This window comes from Micromonospora yongxingensis (assembly GCF_052601155.1).
In genome coordinates this window covers 290,581-308,676 of sequence record NZ_JBQXEO010000002.1, presented here as the reverse complement: position 1 = coordinate 308,676, position 18,096 = coordinate 290,581, and the positions used below count along the sequence as shown (strand labels likewise).

Below are 18,096 nucleotides of genomic sequence, written 5' to 3'. Positions count from 1 at the left end.
AGGCTCCCACGATGGCGCTACCCGGCACGATGCCAGGCGGATCGTCAGGCGTCAATGGGATCCCGGCGCATGGGGGTGTGCGGGATGCCGTCCTCGACGTACTCGGGGCCGCTGACCGCGAAGCCGTGCCGGGTGTAGAGGCCGACCAGGTGCGACTGGGCCTCCAGCACGCACGGCCGGTTGCCCACCACCTCCAGCGCGGCGGTCATCAGCCGGCCGGCGTGCCCGCCGCCGCGCGCCGCCGGGGCGACCACCACCCGACCGATCCGGGCGGTGCCGTCCGGGTCGGCCAGGATCCGCAGGTACGCCAGTGGCGCGCCGCCGTCGGACAGCCAGAGGTGGCGGGTGGCCGGCTCCACGTCCCGCCCGTCGAGTTCCGGGTACGGGCAGTTCTGCTCCACCACGAACACGTCGATGCGCAGCTTGAGCAGGTCGTGGAAGGTGCGGGCGTTCAGGTCGGCGAACGAGGCGGTACGGACCTCGGTGGTCTGCTGGGGCACACACCGATGGTAGGCCGTGCGGCCGGGCGGGTCCCCGTGCGTCCCGCCCGGCCGGCCACGGTCACGGTCGGTCGGGCCGGGAGGGGGCGAGGTAGGTGGCGGCCACGGCGGTGAGCAGCAGCGCGCCACCGACGATCACCGGCAGTGGCAGCGGCTCGTGCAGCAGCGCCACGGCCAGCGCCGCCGCGGTCAGCGGTTCGAGCAGGGTCACCACGGCGGCGACGCTGCCCGAGGTGGTGCGCAGCCCGGCGTAGAACAGCGCGTACGCCAGTGCCGTGGTGACCACGCCGAGGTGCAGCAGCAGCGCCACGGTGTCGACGCGCACCGGTACGGCGACTCCGGCGACCAGCGCGAACGGTGCCAGCGTCAGCGCACCGACCACGGTGGAGATGGTGGTCAGCGTCATCGGTGTGACGCGCTGCGAGACCTGCCGGCTGATCAGGGTGGTCACCGCGTAGCCGAGGCCCGACCCGGCCGCCGCGAGCAGCCCGAGCAGCGGCGCGGGCGCCGTACCGGTGGGCTCGGCCGTGGCCCCGGTGATCAGGGCGAGGCCGGCGACGGCGGCGACCAGTGTGGCGAGCCGCAGCGGGCCGGGGAGCCGGCGGGCGCGCACCGACTCCCAGGTGGCGGCGAGCACCGGGGCGAGGCCCAGGCTGACCACGGTGGCCACGCCGACCCCGGCCAGTGCCACGGCGGCGAAGTAGAGCGCCTGGTAGAGGCCGAGGCCGATCCCGGTGAGCAGCAGGGGAAGCGGCGCCGAGCGCAGGGCGGCCCGGATGGCGCCGAGCCGGCTGGCGGTGCACGCCAGCAGGACGAGCGCGGCGATCGCGAGGCGGTGGAAGCCGATGCTCACCGGGCTGAGCCCGGTGCTCTCGCGCAGCAGTTGCACCGCCACGCCGGTGGTGCCCCACAGCACTCCGGTGACGGTGATCTGGATCAGGCCGGTACGGGCCTGGGCGACGGCCGGCGCCGCAGCGGCCGGCGGCACGGTACGGGAGGTGGACACGGATGCGCTCCGAAGGGTGAGCCGTTGACGGGGACGACGTCGACGGAGCGCGTACGGCGAGGTGGCCGAGCCGGTCAGTCACCGGTCGGCGGGACGCGGCGCTCCGCTCAGGAGCGCGGCGGGGGCAGGACGCCGAGGAATGGCCGCATGGGGACGACCGTACCGCAGAGGGGCGGGTCAGACGGGGCGTGCCCCGACGGCGTCCCGGATCTCGGCGCCCTCGGCGCCCTCGACGGAGCGGGCGCAGTGCCCGCAGCAGAAGAACCGGCCGTTGACCTCGACGCCGTGCCCGACGATCTTGATCTGGCAGTGCTCGCAGATCGGTGCCATCCGGTGGATCGCGCACTCGAACGAGTCGAAGGTGTGCACGTCGCCGCTGACCGTACGCACCTCGAACGCCATCCAGTAGTCGTTGCCGCAGACCTCGCAGGTTGCCACGGAAAACCCCCCGTATCAGGACATGTGTTATCAGGTTCCCCCACTGCGGGGCGGTGGCGGGCGAAATGGCGCGAGCCGACCGGGCGGTACGGCGTGTCGGCTCCCGCGTGTCGTCCGTTAGGCCGGATGAACGGCCGCAACCCCGGAGGATCGCCATGATCAAGCGCAACAGACTCTTCGGCAACCAGACCCGGATCACCTTCTGTCTGCCCCGGGACGCCCCGCCCGGCCCGGTGAGCGTGGTGGGCTGCTTCAACGGGTGGGAGCCCGGCCGGCACGAGCTGGTCACCCGCCGCGACGGCACCCGGACGGTGACCGTGAAGCTCGGGCCGGGCGAGTACCGCTTCCGCTACCTCGCCAGCGGCGGGGTCTGGCTGGACGACGAATCGGCCGACCAGGTCGACGAGCGGGGCAGCCTGCTCCGGCTCTGATCCGGCGCTGACGAAAAACTCGTCACCATCGATGGATTTATTGATGGGGGTCTTTACTGTTAACAAAGTTTAAATTACCTTTGGGGGCACCACCGGACCTGAAGAAGGAGCTGCCCCCATGCGTCGAAGAATCACCGTCCCGCTGGTGGCGGCGGGCGCCGTCGCCGCCACCCTCACCGTCGCCGCGCCCGCCCAGGCGCACGGCTACGTGTCCGCCCCACCGAGCCGGCAGGCGCTCTGCGCGCAGGGCCGGGTGCCCGACTGCGGGCAGATCAAGTACGAGCCGCAGAGCGTCGAGGGACCCAAGGGCCTGCGCAGCTGCAACGCCGGGATCGCCCAGTTCGCCGTCCTCAACGACGACAGCCGGGGCTGGCCGGCCACGTCGGTCGGCAGCTCGCTGACCTTCACGTGGGTGAACACCGCCCGGCACGCGACCAGCAACTGGGAGTACTGGATCGGCAACACCCGGGTCGCCTCGGTCAACGGCAACGGCCAGCAGCCGGGCGCCACCGTCTCGCACAACGTCAACCTCGGCGGCTTCTCGGGCCGGCAGAAGATCCTCGCGGTCTGGAACATCTCCGACACCGCGAACGCCTTCTACTCCTGCATCGACGTGCAGATCGGCGGCGGCGGCGGGCCTGCGCCCACCCCGACCCCGACCCCCACCCCCACGCCACGGCCCACCCCGACGGCCACGCCGACCAATCCGCCCGCGCCGGGTGGCACCTGGACGGCCGGCCGGGCGTACCAGGTCGGTGACCAGGCCACCTACGGCGGGGCGACGTACCGCTGCCGGCAGGCCCACACCGCGATCCCCGGGTGGGAGCCGCCGAACGTGCCGGCGCTCTGGAGTCAGGTCTGACCGCGCGGGTGCGACCCCGGTCGCACCCGTGCCGCCATCCCTCGCTGATCGGAGCACCCGGCATGACACGCCGAACCCTGCTGGCGCCCCTGCTCGCCGCGCTACTGCTCAACGCCGCCTGTGCCGGCCCGCCCGCGGCAGGCCCGTCGGCCGCGCCGCAACCGGCGGTCGGCTCCCCGGCCGGGTCGGCGGCGGCCGGGGACGCGATGAGCGGCATCGACGTGGTGTTCCTGAGCACCATGGTCGGCCACAGCGAGCGGACCCTGCAGATCGTGCGGCTGGCTCGGGACAGGGTGCGCGACGACACGTTGCGCACCCTGTCCGCCGCCATCGAGGCGACCGAGGCCGACGAGCTGTCCGCCATGCGTGGCTGGCTGCCCACGGCGGGTCCGGGAGCCAGCGCGGCCGTGCACCACCACGCCGGGCACGGCGACGACGCCGCGCTCGACCGACTGCGGGCCGCGCCCGACGCCGACGTCGACCGGGTGCTGCGCGAGGTGCTCGCCGACCATCAGCGGGCGGCGGCCGACCTGGCCCGGGCGCAGGTCGAGGTCGGTGGCAGCGAGCGGGTACGCGACCTGGCCCGGCGGATCGAGCAGTCCCGGACCGCCGAGGTCGGGCTGTTGACCGGCCAGCCGCCCGCGCGGCGGTGACCGGGGTACGCCGTCGGCGCGCCCGCCACCGCGCGGTGGCCGCTCAGCTCAGCGGGGTTCCAGCCGGATCGACACCGAGTTGACGCAGTGCCGGGTGTCCTTCGGGGTGAAGCCCTCGCCGTGGAAGACGTGCCCGAGGTGGCTGTTGCAGCGGGCACAGCGGATCTCCGTACGGGCCATGCCGAGGCTGCGGTCCTCGATCTCCTTGACCCGGCCGGGGATGGCGTCGTCGAAGCTCGGCCACCCGCAGTGCGAGTCGAACTTCGTGTCGCTGGAGAAGAGTTCCAGCCCGCAGGCGCGGCAGTGGTAGACGCCGGACGTCTTGGTGTCCACGTACTCACCGGTCCACGGGCGTTCGGTGCCGGCCTCCCGCAGCACGTGGAATTCCTCGGGGGTCAACCGGACCCGCCACTCGTCCTCGGTCTGGGGCAGCTCGTTGTCGTCAAGACTCACGCCCCAACGGTACGTCCAACGTCGGGGGCGTGGCATAAGGTCGCGGGATGGGTGGCACCAAGGCAGCGGTCGCCGAGGTCGAGGTGGCCGGGCACACCGTACGACTGAGCAGTCCCGACCGGGTGATCTTCCCCGAGCGGGGCTTCACCAAGGCGGACGTCTTCCACTACTACCTCGCGGTCGGCGACGGCATCATGCGCGCCCTGCGGGACCGGCCCACCACGCTGCAACGCTTCCCCGAGGGCGTCGAGGGCGAGATGTTCTTCCAGAAGCGGGTGCCCACCCGAGGGGTGCCGCCCTGGGTCTCCACGGCCGAGATCACCTTTCCGAGCGGCCGGAGCGCGGCCGAGCTGTGCCCCGCCGACCTGGCACACGTGGCCTGGGCGGCGCAGATGGGCACCATCGTGTTCCACCCGTGGCCGGTGCGCGCCGCCGACGTGGACCGCCCCGACGAGCTGCGCATCGACCTGGACCCGCAGCCCGGCACCGACTTCGCCGACGCGGCGCGGGCCGCCGGGGACGTCCGCGCGGTCCTCGACGAGCTGGGCGCCACCGGCTGGCCGAAGACCTCCGGCGGCCGTGGCGTGCACGTCTACCTGCGGATCCAGCCGCGCTGGACGTTCACCGAGGTGCGCCGGGCCACCATCGCGCTGGCCCGGGAGGTCGAGCGCCGCCACCCCGACCTCGTCACCACCGCCTGGTGGAAGGAGGAGCGCGGCAGCCGGGTCTTCGTCGACTACAACCAGATGGCCCGAGATCGCACGATCGCCTGCGCCTACTCCCTGCGGGCCAACGCGCGGGCCACCGTCTCCACCCCGGTCACCTGGGACGAGCTGCCCGACGTCGACCCGGACGACTTCGACCTGCGTACCGTCCCGGCCCGGCTCGCCGAGCGGGGAGACGCGCACGCCGGCATCGACGAGACCCCGTGGGACATCACGCCACTGTTGGAGTGGGCCGAGCGGGACGCCGCCGCCGGCCAGGGCGACCTGCCGTACCCGCCGGACCACCCGAAGATGCCCGGCGAGCCCAAGCGGGTCCAGCCCAGCCGCGCCAAGCGCACACCCGGCGAGGACACCGCCTGACGCTCGCGATCCGCCCCGGCCGGCGACCGTCGCGATTTCTGGATCGGCCCCGTCACGACGGGCGCCGATCCGGACATGGAGTAGACGTGAGCTCCGGGACCGAGCACGAGGACCGCTTCCGACGCATCTACGCGGACAACTTCGAGCCGCTGCTGGCGTACGCGATGCGGCGCGTCGACCAGCCCGAGGACGCGGCCGACGTGGTCGCCGAGACGTTCCTCGTCGCCTGGCGGCGCACCCGTGAGATGCCGCCCGAGCCCGAGGTGCGTCTGTGGCTGCACGGCGTGGCCCGGCGGGTGCTGGCCAACCACCACCGCGGTGGGGCGCGCCGGGGACGGTTGGGTGAACGGTTGAAGCAACGGCTGCGGTTCGCCATCGCCGTCGACCCGGGCAGCGACGTACCCGAACGGCTCACGGTGCGCGCCGCGCTGGCCCGGCTCGGCGAGCTGGACCGGGACGTGCTGATGCTGACCTTCTGGGAGGGCCTGGAGCCGCGCGAGGTCGCCACCGTCCTTCGGGTCAGCCCCGCCGTGGTCCGTACGCGGCTGTCCCGTGCCCGGGCCCGGTTGCGGAACCTCGTCGGTGACGACCTCGGCCCATCCGGACATGTACTCGACGTCATGGCAACACGAACCCCGGAGGAGGGCAGATGACCGACGAGCACCTTGACCGGTTGGTCCGAGACGCCGACCCGTACCGACGCGATGTCGTCGCGCACCTCGACGGGGCCGAAGAGAACCTCCTGGAGGAGATCATGTCCGCGCCGATCCTGGAACCCGTCGCCGAACCGCCGGGCAAGCGCCTCCGGGCGCGCCGAACGATGATGAGCGGCCTCGCCAGTGCGGGGGTCGCGGCCGCCGTACTCGCCGTCGTCTTCGCAGTCTCGATCACGAAGGCCGATCAGTCCGGAGGGGACGAGGCGTCTCCGGCCACCGGTGCCACCTCCACGGCGACCGAGCCGATCTCCTACTCGGCCATGGTCCTCAAGGCCGCCGAGGAGAGCCCGCGACTGCTGATCGACCAGGCAGGCTGGAAGGCGACCACCGTCTACGGGTTCGCCGAGAAGGTGGGCACCATCGCGTTCACCAACGGTGGACGGCAGTTGGAGATGAACTGGTACCCGGCGGATCAGTACGACGGCTACCACAAGGACCGGCTCCACGTCAGCAAGCCGGAGCCGGTGCAGGTCGACGGCTGGCCGGCCGAGCTGTTCCGGTACAGCGCGAGCGACTTCGCGGTCATGCTCCGACCCCGCGACGGTTCCTTCGTCGAACTGCGGACCGGCGGCACCTGGACGCGTGGCGAGTTCGACGCGGTTCTCGCCGACGTCGTCCGCGTCGACGCGCGTACCTGGCTGGCCGCGCTTCCGGCGGAGATCGTCACGCCCGGCCGGGTGGACGAACAGGCGGCCAAGGTGCTCGCCGACGTACCGCTGCCGCCGGGCTTCGACAGGGCCGCGCTGGGCACCCTCGGCACCAACGACGCCTACCAGTTCGGCGCGGGGGTGACGAGCCGGGTGGGCTGCGGGTGGATCGCCGAATGGCTGCGCGCGAAGAAGGCGGGCGACAGCGCCGCGCTCAAGCGGGCCAGCGACGCGCTGCGCAGCAGCCACACCTGGAAGGTGCTGCACGACATGAACGACGAGGGCGACTGGCCGGAGGTGTTCTGGGAGACCGCCGACGAGGTGGCCGCCGGTAAGGCGCCCGCTGGCTACCAAGGAGCCCTCGGCTGCGAGTAGCCGTTCGAAGCGGCTTTGGGGTGGGGCGCTGGGGATCAATGGATCCTCGGCGCCCTGCCGAATAGAGGATCACCGGTGGCGGGGCGGTCGCGTCGATCACGTTCGCCGGTGGTAGTGGTTGCGGCGGGGTAGCTGGTCGGGGTCGAGCCAGGCGGGCGGGACGAACTCCGGGTGGCCGTCGTCGCCGAGATGGACGGCCCAGTCGGACTGGTGGACGTGTCGGTGGTGGTGCCCGCAGAGCAGGACGGCGTTGTCGAGGCTGGTAGGACCGCCGTCCGCCCAGTGGCGGATGTGGTGGGCGGCGCACCAGCGCGGGGGTCGGTCACAACCGGGGAAGGCGCAACCACGGTCGCGCAGCACAAGGGCACGACGGAGCGGACCGGTGATGAGGCGGCGTTGCCGGCCCACGTCGAGAACCTGACCGCTGCCGCCCAGCACGGCGGGCAGGATGGCGGCGTCGCAGGCGAGCCGGCGCACCGTGTCGGGGGTGAGCTGTAAGCCGACGTCGAGAGAGCCGGCGTCCAGATGCCGTGTCAGCCGGTCGTAGCTCGTGGTGACGACGATCTGGGCGGGATCGCCCCCGTGCTCCGGCAGCTCACCGGTGCGCAGGGCGAGCCGGCACACATCGGCGAGGGCGTCGTGGCGGCGCTGCCCGGGCGTGCGGCTGTCGCCGGGCCCCGAGGGCGCGGTGAGCGGATCGATGACCGCGCGCAGCAGTGCGGCGGCTTCCGCGTCGAGGGTGCCGGCGAGCCGCAGGCGACCTCCGGGCTGCTCCGAGAGGGTCACGTGTCGGTCCCGGGCTGTGCGGCAGGCCTCGGCCTCCAGTGCCACCCGGGCGGCCTCCTCAGCGGCGTCGGGGGCGACGTGATCGAGGATCCGGGTGGCCATTCTGCGCAGCAGGGAGGGGTCGAACTGTTCGGCCCACTCGACCAGCACACCGACGGCCTTGTCGGCGACCTCCACACCGGCCGACGCCGAAACGGTGGCGACCGCGTCGGCGATGACCCGCACCTGCTCCCCACTGACCGCGCCGCTGGCCAGGGCGTCACGCACGCCGGGCGGAGCCGCGTCGACCGACGCGGCGAGGTCGACCAGCCGGCGGGCGGCGGAGACGCTGAGCCGCAACCGGTCGCGCAGCCACACCGCCGTCGAGGACGCGCCCTGCGCCATTGCTGTGCCGCGACCATCCAACTCCCGCACCGCGGCCAACTGCACCGACGCCAACCGCTGCTGAAGCCGGTGCGTGGCGTCGATCGCCGCGATGAGGTCGTGCTCCGAGATGGCCCAGGTGGCGGCACCGGCGGTTGCCGCCACTGCGCTCTCCGCCCGCGCCAACTCATCGATCACGAACGCAGAATAGAACACGTGTACGACAGATCCGCACGAGAACCGATCCTGCACGATCCTCGTCGACCCAACCGCAGCCTATTGACTTTCGATAGGTAGCGAGCGAAACTCGATGCATGGTGACAGAGCATCGAGCGGTCCCCGCTCTCAAGGTCTTCCTCGTGTTGCTGTTCGGGATCCTGGTCCTGTTTCAGACCTTCTCGCTGCCCGGGCAGTTCGCCCACATGGCCGAGGAGTCTCCGGACTTTGCCTATCTGCGGTGGCCGGCGACCGTCGTGACGGTGTTCTGGCTGCTGTGTGTCCAGGTGGTGATCGTGGCCACCTGGAAGCTGCTCGGCCTGGTCAAGGCCGACCGCATCTTCACCGAGGTGTCGCTGAAGTGGGTGGATGCGATCGTCTGGGCCATCGGCGCGGCCTGGGTGGTGCTCGTGGGCGTCTTCCTCTACGTCGGTTTCAACGCGGGTGACCCGGGGCTGCCGCTCCTGCTGTTCCTGATGCTGACGGGTGTCACCGTGCTGGGGCTCCTGATGGTGGTGATGCGGGCGCTGCTGCGGCAGGCCACCACGCTGCGCACCGACATGGAAGCGGTGATCTGATGCCCATCGTCGTCCGCATCGACGTCGAGTTGGCCAAACGCAAGATGAGCGTCGGCGAGTTCGCCGAGCGCGTCGGGCTCACGCCGGCGAACGTGGCCGTGCTCAAGAACGGCCGTGCCAAAGCTGTCCGCTTCAGCACGTTGGAAGCCATGTGCCGGGTGCTCGACTGCCAGCCCGGTGATCTGCTCGAGTGGGTCGAGGAGGAAACCCCGTGAAGTACCTCATCGTGATCGCCGCCGTCCTCGCCGTCGCGCTCGGTGTCGCCGGCATCGTGTACGGAGAGGGCGACGACTCGCCGGGCCTCCAGCTCCTGGGCGTGCTGTTCGTCGTCGGTGCCATCGTGTTCGGCGTGCGGGCCCTCCGACGCGGCAGGTAGCGGTACACCGCGTCGCGGTCTCAGCTCTCGGTGTCGTGGCCGGTCGCGGGCAGGCTGGCCACGCCACGGCTCAGCGCCGTTCTGAACTCCCGGTAGAGGTCCGGGCCGAGCGTGTCGGAGAGGTTCTGCTCGATCAGGTCGACCAGGCCGTCGGAGAGCTCCATGAACTCGAGGCCCCGCTCCGTCGGAATGATCAGCTTCGCGCGGCGGTCGGCCGGGTCCGGTGCGCGCCGGACGTAGCCCAGGCGCTCCAGCTCGTCGAGGATCGCGCCCATCGTCTGCTTGTTCCTCCCGGCGAGCCGGGCCAGTTCCCCCGGGCGGGTGCCCTCGGCGTCCAGATACGCCAGTACCGCACCGTGGCGGGGTCTGACGTCGGCGAAGCCGTGCTCGGCCGCCCGGGTGAAGATCTCCCGCTGGACCCGTGCGGAGAGCTGGACGGCCAGGATCCCGAGGTCCGGGTCCTGTTCCTTGCGTGTGCTGCGTCTCATGATTAGTCCAATCATTGGACAGTCCATTAGTTGGACTATATCGTCGTCGGCGGCACCACCGCTCCGGACCTGCATGACAGTAGGCCCGACCGGTGCGCCGGCGGACGAGCCCGTCGGTTCACCGGTCCACCCCGGAGCGGCACCGGTGCCCCACCGCAGACCTGTGGCGGATCAGCCGCGGCCGGATCACGGCCCGCGTAACGGGAGGAAAGCCATGACCATCCTGATAACCGGAGCGACCGGAACGGTGTCCGGGGAGGTGCTGCGGGAACTCGCCGGCAAGCAGTCGGTGCGGGCCCTCGTTCGGGACAGGTCGCGCGTACCTGACATCGACGGTGTCGACTACGTCGTCGGTGACCTGGACCGTCCCTCCACCCTGGCGCCAGCCTTCGACGGAGTGACCACGCTGTGGCTGCTGACCGCGATGGGCCCGCTCGCGCCGAGCCAGAGCATGAACGCGCTGTGGGCGGCACGCCACGCCGGCGTTCGGCACGTCGTCCGGCTCTCCGCGATCGGCGCCGCGCACGACGCCCCCACCCGCAACGGCCGGCTGCACGCGCTCTCCGACGCCGAACTGCAGCACTCGGGCATCGCCTGGACGATCCTGCGACCGAGCAACTTCATGCAGAACATGCTCGGGACTCTGGCCGGGGACCAGCTCTACGGGATCTTCGGCGAGGGCCGGGTCGGTGTCGTCGACGTACGAGACATCGCCGCGGTCGCGGCCGAGATCCTCGCCGCACCCCAACGGCACGAGGGCATGATCTACACCCCGACCGGCCCGGAGAGCATCTCGCTGCACCAGGCGGCGGAGGAACTCACCCGTACGCTCGGACGACCCGTGCGGTACGTACCGCAGAGTCCTGAGCAGACCCTCGACGGCCTGCTCCAGGCTGGGCTCGACGAATGGACCGCGGAGGTTCTCACCGAATACCGCACCGCCTACGGCTCCGGGTGGGGCGACTTCAGCAACGACCACGTCGCCAGCGTCACCGGCCGGTCGCCGCGGAGCATCGCCGAGTTCGTCCGCGACCACCAGGAGCAGTTCGCCGCCGCCTGATCAGGGTCGCGACTGGGGCCCAGCCAGCTCTCCCCGTAATAACGATCATGTAACGGGCGCGAACCTTTCCCGGTGGGTGGCCTGTTTTGAAGGTCGTCGGTCCACCAGGGCCAGGGGAGGCGTCGGATGAAGTTGGTGTGGAGGCGGGCCCGCGAGGCGCGGGGTCTGCTGGTGGCCGCGGTGCTCGCCGCCCTGGTCGCCGTCGCGTTGGTCACCGGCCTGTCCGACTACAACCGCCGCGCGGTGGACGCCGGGCAGCGGGCGCTGGTGGCGGCCTCGCCGGCCGAGGAACGCGGTCTGCTGGTCAGCGGCTCCGGCGGGCGCGACGCCGCCGAGTTCGCCACCCGGGACAGGGCGGTCCGGGCGGAGTTCGCCGGCGGGCTCGCCGGGGTCCCGGTGACCGTCGCCGCGGCCCGGTACGGCACCGGCCGGGAGTTGACCGGCGACCTCGGGTCGGTGCCGCGCACCAGCGACGAGCCGATCTTCGCGAACCTGACGACCCTCGATGACCTCGCCGCGCACGCCGAGCTGACCAGCGGGGCGTGGCCCCGCCCCGGCGTGAGCCCGATCCAGGTGAGTCTGCCGGAACGGGTCGCCGCCCTGCTGGGCCTGACCGCCGGCGACCGGGTCCCGCTGCGCGACCGGTCCGTCGAGAAGGCGAGCCAGGTGGTGCTCGCCGGCACCTGGCGCCCCCGCGACCCCGACGAGGCGTACTGGCTGCTGGCCCCCGGGGTGGGCACGGGCAGCGTGGGCTCGGCCACCTCGTACGGGCCGTTCGTGCTGGACCCGGCCGACTTCACGGCCACGTTCCCGGGCGCGGTGTCGGCGTCCTGGCTGGCCGAACCGGACCTCGCGGGCGTCGACGCCTCCGGTCTGCCCGCCGTGCGGGCGGCCATGACGGCGGCCGTCTCGGCGGTGCCGGAGGCCGCCGAACTGGGCACGTCGGGGCAGACGGCGACCAAGATCGACCGGTTGCTGGACCGGATCGCCCGCGCCGACCTGGTGGGCCGCTCCGCGCTGGCCACCCCGCTGCTGCTCATCCTGGTGCTCGGCGGGTACGCGCTGGTGCTGGTCGCCGCGCTGCTGCACGAGGACCGCCGCCCGCAGACCGCGCTGCTCCGCGCCCGAGGCGCCGCCCGCCGCCAGTTGGCCGGCCTCGCCGCCCGCGAGGCGACCCTGGTCGTCGCGCCGGCCGCCCTGCTCGGGCCGGTGATCGCCCTGGAGGCGCTGCGGTTCGTTCGGCCGGGCGGATCGGGGGAACTCTCCACCGCCGGCGGCAACACCACGCTGGTCTGGGCGGCTGCCGCCGCCACCGCGGCCGGCTGCCTGGTGGCCATGGTGGCCCCGACGCTGCGCAGCTCCGGCACGTACGTCGCCGACATGGCCGCCCGTTCCCGGCCGAACCGGGCCGCGAGCGTCCAGCGGGCCAGCGTCGACCTGGTGCTGGTGGCGCTGGCCGTGCTCGCCTGGGTGCAGCTGCGCCGGTACGCCTCCCCGCTCGCCGGCTCGGGCGGCCGGCTCGGGATCGACCCGCTGCTGATCGCCGCCCCGACGCTCGGCGTGCTGGCCGGCGCCGTGCTGGCGCTGCGGGTGCTCCCGCCGCTCACCCGGTTCGCCGAGCGGTTCGTCGACCGGCGCCCCTGGACGGCCACGATGTTCGGCATGTGGCAGGCCGGCCGGCGTCCGCACGCGGGGCCGGTGCTGCTGCTCGCCCTCGCCGTCGGCGGGAGCACCCTGGCCTGGTCCCTGATCAGCACGGGGGAGCGGTCCCAGGTCGAGCAGGCGGGCCACACGGTGGGCGCCGACCTGCGGGTGACCGAGCGTGCCGGCTCCGCCCCGCCGACCCGGGCCGGTCAGATCGCGGCGCTACCCGGGGTGGACCGGGCGTTGCCGGCGTGGCGCGACGAGGTGCGGGTCGGACGCGAGGACCTGCCGATCACGGTGATCGGCCTCGACGCGGCCAGCGCGGCCGGCGTCGTCCGGCTCGCCGAGCGGCTGAGCGACGAACCGGCGTCGGAGCAGTATCGGCGGATGGTGGGGGCCCGGGGTGCCCCCGGCGGACTCGAGATACCCGCCGACAATCGCGCGATCACCGGCACGGTCCGCACCCCGGTGTCCGGTGCGGTCCGGCCGCACCGGGTCCGGGTGGCGCTACTGGTCACCAGCGCCGACGGGCTCGCCTTCCGGCTGCCGGCGGTCGACGCACCCAGCGACGGCCGGACCATGCCCTTCACCGTGCGGCTGCCGGACGTGGGTGGGGCGCGGCTGCGGCTGGCCGGGTTCGAGGCCGACGGTGGACCGGCCGCCGGCACCTCGTACCGGCTCGAGGTCGATCGCCTGGCCCTGGTCGGCGCGGACGGTACAGCCCGTCCGACAGAGCTGACCGGCGACTGGGTGATGAGGCGGGGCGGCCAGCCATCCCAGCGGGCGGAGTCGAGCGCCGTCGGGGTCGCCGCCCAACTACCGGTGGAGTTGATTCCGGGCGGTCAGTTCGCCTTCCAGCCGCAGACCCGGTTCGCCATCGTGCCCGGCGGGCAGATCGCGGCGGTCCCGGTGCTGATGACGCCAGGGGTACGCGAGGCGCTGAGCCTGAACATCGGCGACACCGCCACGCTGGCGCTCTCGGGAGCATCGGTGCCGGTCTCGCTGGTCGGAGAGTTGACGTCCGTGCCGACCACCGCCGGCGAGGGCGTGCTGCTGGACCTGCCCGCCGCGGTCGACGCGCTGGTCCGGGGCGGCGGCACGATCCGATCGGTGCCGGAGTGGTGGGTCGGCACCGACGACGCGGCGAGCGCCGCCCGGGCGGCCAGCGAGCTGACCGGCGTCACCGTGCTCGACCGCGAAGCGGTGATCGAGTCGGCCGCCGAGGACCCGTACTGGCGCGGGGCGCGTACCGGCATGCTCGCCGCCGCGCTCGGTGCGGTGCTGCTCGCCCTGGTCGGCCTCATGGTCGACGTGTGGGCCACCGCCCGGCACCGGCTGGGTGAGTTCGCGGTGCTGCACACCCTCGGCGCCACGCCCCGGCTGCTGGCCCGGGCGCTGCTCGCCGAACAGACCTTCCTCGCCGGCATCGGCGTGGGGGTGGGGCTGCTGCTCGGCGCCGCGGTGGGGGCCACCATGGCCCCGCTGGTCATCCTCACCCCGGCCGCCGGCCGGCCGGTGCCCACGGCGACGTTCGAGTTGCCCTGGTTGCCGATCGGCGTGACCGCGGTCGGCCTGCTGCTGGCGGCGCTCGCCTTCAGCGCGTTCATCGCCACCGGCATCCGGCAGCGGGTGGCGGCGGTGCAGATGCGGATCGGGGGAGAACGATGAGCGGGCGCGACGTGCGACCCGGTGACCGGGCACGACGGGGGAGTACCCGATGAGCATCGGTGCGGCCGTCCGGCGGGTCCGGGCGTACGGCGGGCAGTTCCTGCTCCTGGCGGTGCTGACACTGGTGGTCACGCTGCTGGTCAGCGGTGTGCCCCGGCTGGTCAACCGGCTCGCCGAGCAGGGCCTGCGGGCACAGCTGAACAGCGAGCGGGCTGCCCGCCGGGACCTCTCGTACACCTCCGGAGTCGTGACCACGTCCACGACATCGGTCATGGGCGGCGCCCGAGGGCAGTTCGAGGCCATGGCCGAGCAGATGCCGCCGCAGGTGCGCTCGGCGGTGGCCGAGCGGTGGTACAGCGTCGACGCCACGCCGGCCCGGGTGATCGGCCCCGACCTGAAGGCGCGCAACCTGCTGGTCGACCTGGGCCTGCGTGCCATGCCCGGCGTCCGGGAGGCCGGGACCCTCGTCGAGGGGACGTGGCCGAGCGAGACGTACGTCCCCGACCGGCCGACCGAGGTGGCGCTCGACGCCGACGTGGCCCGCAAGCTCAACCTGCGGACCGGCAGCCAACTGCAGATCGGCAAGGCCACCCAGACCGGTTTCACCGACGCGTCCCCGCTGGTGGTGGTCGGGCTGTTCCGCCCCGCCGACCGTGCGGACGGCATCTGGGACGGGCTGCCACCGCTGCTGCGGATCACCGAACCGCTCGGCGACGGGGAACCGTTCATCGCCGTGGGTGTGGTCGCCGGGGTGACCATCGACAAGCGGGCCGCGGCGGGTTGGCCGGTGCGTTCCGACTGGCGTTACCGGCTGGGCGTCGACCGCATCGACGCGCGCCAACTCGACGAGCTGATCGACGGCCTCCAGCAGTTGCAGCGCGGCAGCAGTCCCGCGCTCACGCTGACCCAGGGCGTCGACGTTCCGCTGCGCGCGTTCGCCGCACAGGTGAACGCCGCCCGTACCCTGCTGGCGGTGATCTCGGCCGGCGTGCTGGCCACCCTGGCCGGGCTCATCGTGCTCGCGGCCATCCTCGCCGCCCGGCGGCGCCGCGCGGAGTTCGCGCTGCTGCGCGCCCGCGGTGGCGCGGCCACCGCCGATGCCCGGCGCAGCCTCGCCGAGTCGCTGCTGGTGGTACCGATAGCCGCCGTCCTGGGCTGGTGGCTGGGAACCCTTGTCCCCGGCGCCCCGGACCCGACCGTGCCGTACGCCATCGCGGCGACCGTGCTGGTCACCCTGGCGCTGCCGCTGGCCACGCTGGCCGTACCGGCCGGCGGGGCCGCCCGCAGCGACCTGGTCCGGGTACGCCCGTCGGCCCGCCGGCTCACCGTCGAGGTCTTCCTGCTGCTGCTGGCCGGGCTCGCCACGGTGCTGCTGCGCCGGCGCGGCCTCACCCTCGGCGAGGTGGACCCGCTGCTGGTCTCGGTGCCCGTGCTGTTCGCGGTCGGCGCGGCGGTGCTCGCGCTGCGGGCGTACCCCTGGCCGTTGCTGCTGGTCAGCCGGCTGGCCGCGCGCACCCGGGGCAGCGTGACCTTCCTCGGCACCGCGCGGGCCGGGCGGTCCGCCGTCGCCGCCCCGCTGGTCGTCGTGGTGCTGGCGATCGGCACGGCGGCGTTCTGCGCGGTGGTCGCCGCAGGCGTCGACGCGAGCCGGGACCGGGCCGCCGAGCAGGCGGTTCCGGCCGACGCGCTGATCCGGGGCGAACGGTTCGCCCCGGACACCGTCGACGAGTTGGGTCGCCTGCCCGGGGTCCGGGCCGCCACGCGGGTGCTGAACGAGCCGGCCGATCGGCTGGCCGCCGACGAGGTCGGCACCGACGCGCGGGTCGGTCAGGCGGCCGTGCTGCTGGTCGACGCCCCGGGCCTGGTCACGGTGGCGCGGGAGTCCGGTGTGGACCTTCCGGTGCCGTCCGCGCTGCGGACCGCCAGGGCCGAACCGGGGCCGCTGCCCGCGGTCGTCTCCCCGGCGGTCGCCGCCGACCTGGCCCGGATCGGGCGGGACGGCTCCGCCTTCGTCTCGGTGCAGGGCCAGCGGTACGAGTTCCGGGTGGCCGACACCGCGGAGAGTTTCCCCCTGCTGCCGGCGAACACCAGCCGGTTCGTCATCCTGCCCTGGCAGGCGCTGCCCGCGCGGAACACCACGCCCGTACCGACCAGCCTGCTGCTCGCCGGGGACCGGTTGGACGCCGAGGTGCTGCGCCAGGCCGGTGACCAGGGGCAGTCGCGCTACCAGAGCACCGGTGCGGTGACCGGCCGGGAACGACCGCTCGGGGTGACGGTCGTGACCCGGGCGGACGTCCGACGGGAGCTGGGTGACGGCGGCGCGAACGGGGTGCTGGCCTTCGGGTTCGTGGCCGGCGCCGTCGGCGGCACCGTGCTCGGGTTGCTGGCCATCGCGTTCACCGTGCTGGCCGGCGCGCGGGCCCGAGGTCAGGTGCTGTCCCGGCTGCGCACCCTCGGCCTGTCCCGCCGGCAGTGGCGGGGTCTGCTGCTGGTCGAGCTGACCCCGCTGGTCGGGGTGTCGGTGCTGACCGGGGCGCTGGTCGGGGCGGTGCTGCCGCTGCTGCTCAACCCGGTGCTCGGCCTGTCCGCGTTCACCAGCGGCATTCCGGTCCGGGTGGCCTTCGAGCCCGGCCTGGTCGCCGCCGTGCTCGCGCTCGGGGCGGTCGCCCTCGGCTTCGCGGTCGCCGTCGAGGCCCTGAACAACCGCCGGCTGCGCCTCGGTGAGGTGCTCCGGCTCGGAGAGGAGAGCTGAGATGACCGCTACCGCCCAGACTCCACTGGTGCCTGACCTGGCCGCGCTGCAACAGCGGGCCGCGCAACGCGCCGCCGAACGGGCCGGCGGGCAGGACCGCCTGCGCGGGCACATCGTCTGCGACGGCCTGGTGCGCATCTTCAAGACCGAGGGGGTGGAGGTGGTCGCCCTACAGGGGCTCGACCTGGTCATCGACCGGGGTGAGCTGGTGGCGATCGTGGGTGCCTCCGGCTCGGGCAAGTCGACGCTGCTCAACATCCTGTCCGGCCTGGACACCCCGACCGCCGGCATCGCCCGGGTGGCCGACTACGACCTGCTCTCGCTGTCCGCCAAGCGGCGGTTGAGCTACCGGCGGGAGCTGGTCGGGTTCGTCTGGCAGCAGACCGGCCGCAACCTGTTGCCGTACCTGACGGCGCTGGAGAACGTCGAGCTGCCGATGCAGCTGGCCGGCAAGCGCTCGCGGCGGGCGCGCCGGGAGCGGGCCCGGGAGCTGCTCGACATGGTCGGCGTGGGTTACTGCGCGGACCGGCGACCGGGCCAGCTCAGCGGTGGCGAGCAGCAGCGGTGCGCGGTGGCCGTGGCGGTCGCCAACGACCCGGAGGTGCTCTTCGCCGACGAGCCGACCGGTGAGCTGGACGAGGCGACCGGCGCGGAGGTCTTCGGGGCGCTGCGCACCATCAACGCGGAGCTGGGCGTGACCATCGTGGTGGTGACCCACGACCACGCCGTAGCCACGCAGGTCCGCCGGACCGTCGCGATCCGCGACGGACGGACCGCCTCGGAGGTACGCCGGACCGCACGCGTCGGCGCGGACGGCAACACCGAACTGGTCAGCGAGGAGTACGCGGTGCTCGACCGGACCGGCCGGATGCAACTGCCGGCGGCGTTCGTCGACGCGCTCTCGCTGCGGGACCGGGTCCGGCTCGATCTGGAGCCGGATCATGTGCAGGTACGGCCCGGTGACCGGGCCTCGGACGGGCGGGAGGAGCGGGCGTGAGC

The 18,096-nt window shown here is 73.2% G+C and carries 19 protein-coding genes; 13 read left to right on the top strand and 6 right to left on the bottom strand.

Annotated features, from left to right (window positions below; translation table 11 throughout):
* Positions 1-44 precede the first annotated feature (44 nt).
* The 3 genes from ACTWLT_RS04630 to ACTWLT_RS04620 form a co-directional block, all read right to left on the bottom strand.
* Positions 45-500: a GNAT family N-acetyltransferase gene (locus tag ACTWLT_RS04630; protein WP_445317267.1), complete on the bottom strand. Its 456-nt coding sequence runs from the start codon at positions 498-500 to the stop codon at positions 45-47.
* A gap of 61 nt (positions 501-561) precedes the next feature.
* Positions 562-1,506: a DMT family transporter gene (locus tag ACTWLT_RS04625; protein WP_445317266.1), complete on the bottom strand. Its 945-nt coding sequence runs from the start codon at positions 1,504-1,506 to the stop codon at positions 562-564.
* 177 nt (positions 1,507-1,683) lie between these two features.
* Complete coding sequence (locus ACTWLT_RS04620) at positions 1,684-1,944, bottom strand: metallothionein (protein WP_252416515.1); 261 nt, start codon at positions 1,942-1,944, stop codon at positions 1,684-1,686.
* A gap of 155 nt (positions 1,945-2,099) precedes the next feature.
* Between ACTWLT_RS04620 and ACTWLT_RS04615 the strand changes: the two genes are divergently transcribed.
* From ACTWLT_RS04615 to ACTWLT_RS04605, 3 genes are all read left to right on the top strand, one after another.
* Positions 2,100-2,375 carry an early set domain-containing protein gene (locus ACTWLT_RS04615; protein ID WP_445317265.1) on the top strand — a complete coding sequence of 92 codons (276 nt, stop codon included), beginning with the start codon at positions 2,100-2,102 and terminating at the stop codon, positions 2,373-2,375.
* Between the two features lie 118 nt (positions 2,376-2,493).
* Entirely contained in the window at positions 2,494-3,237 is a 744-nt protein-coding gene (locus ACTWLT_RS04610; RefSeq protein WP_445317264.1) for a lytic polysaccharide monooxygenase, read from the top strand.
* A gap of 62 nt (positions 3,238-3,299) precedes the next feature.
* Entirely contained in the window at positions 3,300-3,890 is a 591-nt protein-coding gene (locus tag ACTWLT_RS04605) for a DUF305 domain-containing protein (protein ID WP_445317263.1), read from the top strand.
* 48 nt (positions 3,891-3,938) lie between these two features.
* Here ACTWLT_RS04605 and msrB read toward each other — a convergent pair whose 3' ends face one another.
* The gene (msrB, locus tag ACTWLT_RS04600; protein WP_252416511.1) at positions 3,939-4,343 is read right to left on the bottom strand and encodes a peptide-methionine (R)-S-oxide reductase MsrB; all 405 of its coding nucleotides are present in this window, start codon (positions 4,341-4,343) and stop codon (positions 3,939-3,941) included.
* Between the two features lie 47 nt (positions 4,344-4,390).
* Here msrB and ligD point away from each other — a divergent pair, with 47 nt between their 5' ends.
* From ligD to ACTWLT_RS04585, 3 genes are all read left to right on the top strand, one after another.
* Entirely contained in the window at positions 4,391-5,428 is a 1,038-nt protein-coding gene (gene ligD / locus ACTWLT_RS04595) for a non-homologous end-joining DNA ligase (RefSeq protein ID WP_445317262.1), read from the top strand.
* Positions 5,429-5,514: 86 nt separating this feature from the next.
* Positions 5,515-6,081 carry an RNA polymerase sigma factor gene (locus ACTWLT_RS04590; RefSeq protein ID WP_445317261.1) on the top strand — a complete coding sequence of 189 codons (567 nt, stop codon included), beginning with the start codon at positions 5,515-5,517 and terminating at the stop codon, positions 6,079-6,081.
* Positions 6,078-7,166, top strand: a complete 1,089-nt coding sequence (locus ACTWLT_RS04585) for a hypothetical protein (RefSeq protein WP_445317260.1) — start codon at positions 6,078-6,080, stop codon at positions 7,164-7,166. Before ACTWLT_RS04590 ends, ACTWLT_RS04585 begins: the two co-directional genes overlap by 4 nt.
* A 96-nt stretch (positions 7,167-7,262) precedes the next feature.
* Here ACTWLT_RS04585 and ACTWLT_RS04580 read toward each other — a convergent pair whose 3' ends face one another.
* Entirely contained in the window at positions 7,263-8,513 is a 1,251-nt protein-coding gene (locus ACTWLT_RS04580; RefSeq protein WP_445317259.1) for an HNH endonuclease signature motif containing protein, read from the bottom strand.
* A gap of 116 nt (positions 8,514-8,629) precedes the next feature.
* Here ACTWLT_RS04580 and ACTWLT_RS04575 point away from each other — a divergent pair, with 116 nt between their 5' ends.
* The 3 genes from ACTWLT_RS04575 to ACTWLT_RS04565 are packed head-to-tail and all read left to right on the top strand — an operon-like array spanning position 8,630 to position 9,485.
* Complete coding sequence (locus tag ACTWLT_RS04575) at positions 8,630-9,109, top strand: DUF2975 domain-containing protein (protein ID WP_252416507.1); 480 nt, start codon at positions 8,630-8,632, stop codon at positions 9,107-9,109.
* Entirely contained in the window at positions 9,109-9,324 is a 216-nt protein-coding gene (locus ACTWLT_RS04570) for a helix-turn-helix domain-containing protein (protein WP_030336216.1), read from the top strand. Before ACTWLT_RS04575 ends, ACTWLT_RS04570 begins: the two co-directional genes overlap by 1 nt.
* The gene (locus ACTWLT_RS04565) at positions 9,321-9,485 is read left to right on the top strand and encodes a hypothetical protein (RefSeq protein ID WP_252416506.1); all 165 of its coding nucleotides are present in this window, start codon (positions 9,321-9,323) and stop codon (positions 9,483-9,485) included. Before ACTWLT_RS04570 ends, ACTWLT_RS04565 begins: the two co-directional genes overlap by 4 nt.
* 20 nt (positions 9,486-9,505) lie before the next feature.
* Here ACTWLT_RS04565 and ACTWLT_RS04560 read toward each other — a convergent pair whose 3' ends face one another.
* On the bottom strand, positions 9,506-9,973 hold the full coding sequence (locus ACTWLT_RS04560; protein WP_445317258.1) for a MarR family winged helix-turn-helix transcriptional regulator: 468 nt from the start codon (positions 9,971-9,973) through the stop codon (positions 9,506-9,508).
* Positions 9,974-10,187: 214 nt separating this feature from the next.
* On the opposite strand from ACTWLT_RS04560, the gene ACTWLT_RS04555 reads away from it, so the two are divergent.
* The 4 genes from ACTWLT_RS04555 (at position 10,188) to ACTWLT_RS04540 (ending at position 18,094) form a co-directional block, all read left to right on the top strand.
* A complete protein-coding gene (locus tag ACTWLT_RS04555; protein WP_445317257.1) occupies positions 10,188-11,033 on the top strand; it encodes an SDR family oxidoreductase in 846 nt (281 codons plus the stop codon).
* Positions 11,034-11,159: 126 nt separating this feature from the next.
* Positions 11,160-14,345 carry an FtsX-like permease family protein gene (locus ACTWLT_RS04550; protein WP_445317256.1) on the top strand — a complete coding sequence of 1,062 codons (3,186 nt, stop codon included), beginning with the start codon at positions 11,160-11,162 and terminating at the stop codon, positions 14,343-14,345.
* 49 nt (positions 14,346-14,394) lie between these two features.
* On the top strand, positions 14,395-17,097 hold the full coding sequence (locus tag ACTWLT_RS04545) for an FtsX-like permease family protein (protein WP_445317255.1): 2,703 nt from the start codon (positions 14,395-14,397) through the stop codon (positions 17,095-17,097).
* A 1-nt stretch (position 17,098) separates the two neighbouring features.
* Positions 17,099-18,094: an ABC transporter ATP-binding protein gene (locus tag ACTWLT_RS04540; protein WP_445317254.1), complete on the top strand. Its 996-nt coding sequence runs from the start codon at positions 17,099-17,101 to the stop codon at positions 18,092-18,094.
* The last annotated feature ends 2 nt before the right edge of the window (positions 18,095-18,096 follow it).

Excerpts from the sequence above, each read along its gene's own strand:
- ACTWLT_RS04615 (WP_445317265.1), top strand. The coding sequence starts at position 2,100 with ATGATCAAGCGCAACAGACTCTTCGGCAACCAGACCCGGATCACCTTC.
- ACTWLT_RS04610 (WP_445317264.1), top strand. The coding sequence starts at position 2,494 with ATGCGTCGAAGAATCACCGTCCCGCTGGTGGCGGCGGGCGCCGTCGCC.
- ACTWLT_RS04605 (WP_445317263.1), top strand. The coding sequence starts at position 3,300 with ATGACACGCCGAACCCTGCTGGCGCCCCTGCTCGCCGCGCTACTGCTC.
- ligD (WP_445317262.1), top strand. The coding sequence starts at position 4,391 with ATGGGTGGCACCAAGGCAGCGGTCGCCGAGGTCGAGGTGGCCGGGCAC.
- ACTWLT_RS04585 (WP_445317260.1), top strand. The coding sequence starts at position 6,078 with ATGACCGACGAGCACCTTGACCGGTTGGTCCGAGACGCCGACCCGTAC.
- ACTWLT_RS04575 (WP_252416507.1), top strand. The coding sequence starts at position 8,630 with ATGGTGACAGAGCATCGAGCGGTCCCCGCTCTCAAGGTCTTCCTCGTG.
- ACTWLT_RS04570 (WP_030336216.1), top strand. The coding sequence starts at position 9,109 with ATGCCCATCGTCGTCCGCATCGACGTCGAGTTGGCCAAACGCAAGATG.
- ACTWLT_RS04560 (WP_445317258.1), bottom strand. The coding sequence starts at position 9,973 with ATGAGACGCAGCACACGCAAGGAACAGGACCCGGACCTCGGGATCCTG.
- ACTWLT_RS04555 (WP_445317257.1), top strand. The coding sequence starts at position 10,188 with ATGACCATCCTGATAACCGGAGCGACCGGAACGGTGTCCGGGGAGGTG.
- ACTWLT_RS04550 (WP_445317256.1), top strand. The coding sequence starts at position 11,160 with ATGAAGTTGGTGTGGAGGCGGGCCCGCGAGGCGCGGGGTCTGCTGGTG.
- ACTWLT_RS04545 (WP_445317255.1), top strand. The coding sequence starts at position 14,395 with ATGAGCATCGGTGCGGCCGTCCGGCGGGTCCGGGCGTACGGCGGGCAG.
- ACTWLT_RS04540 (WP_445317254.1), top strand. The coding sequence starts at position 17,099 with ATGACCGCTACCGCCCAGACTCCACTGGTGCCTGACCTGGCCGCGCTG.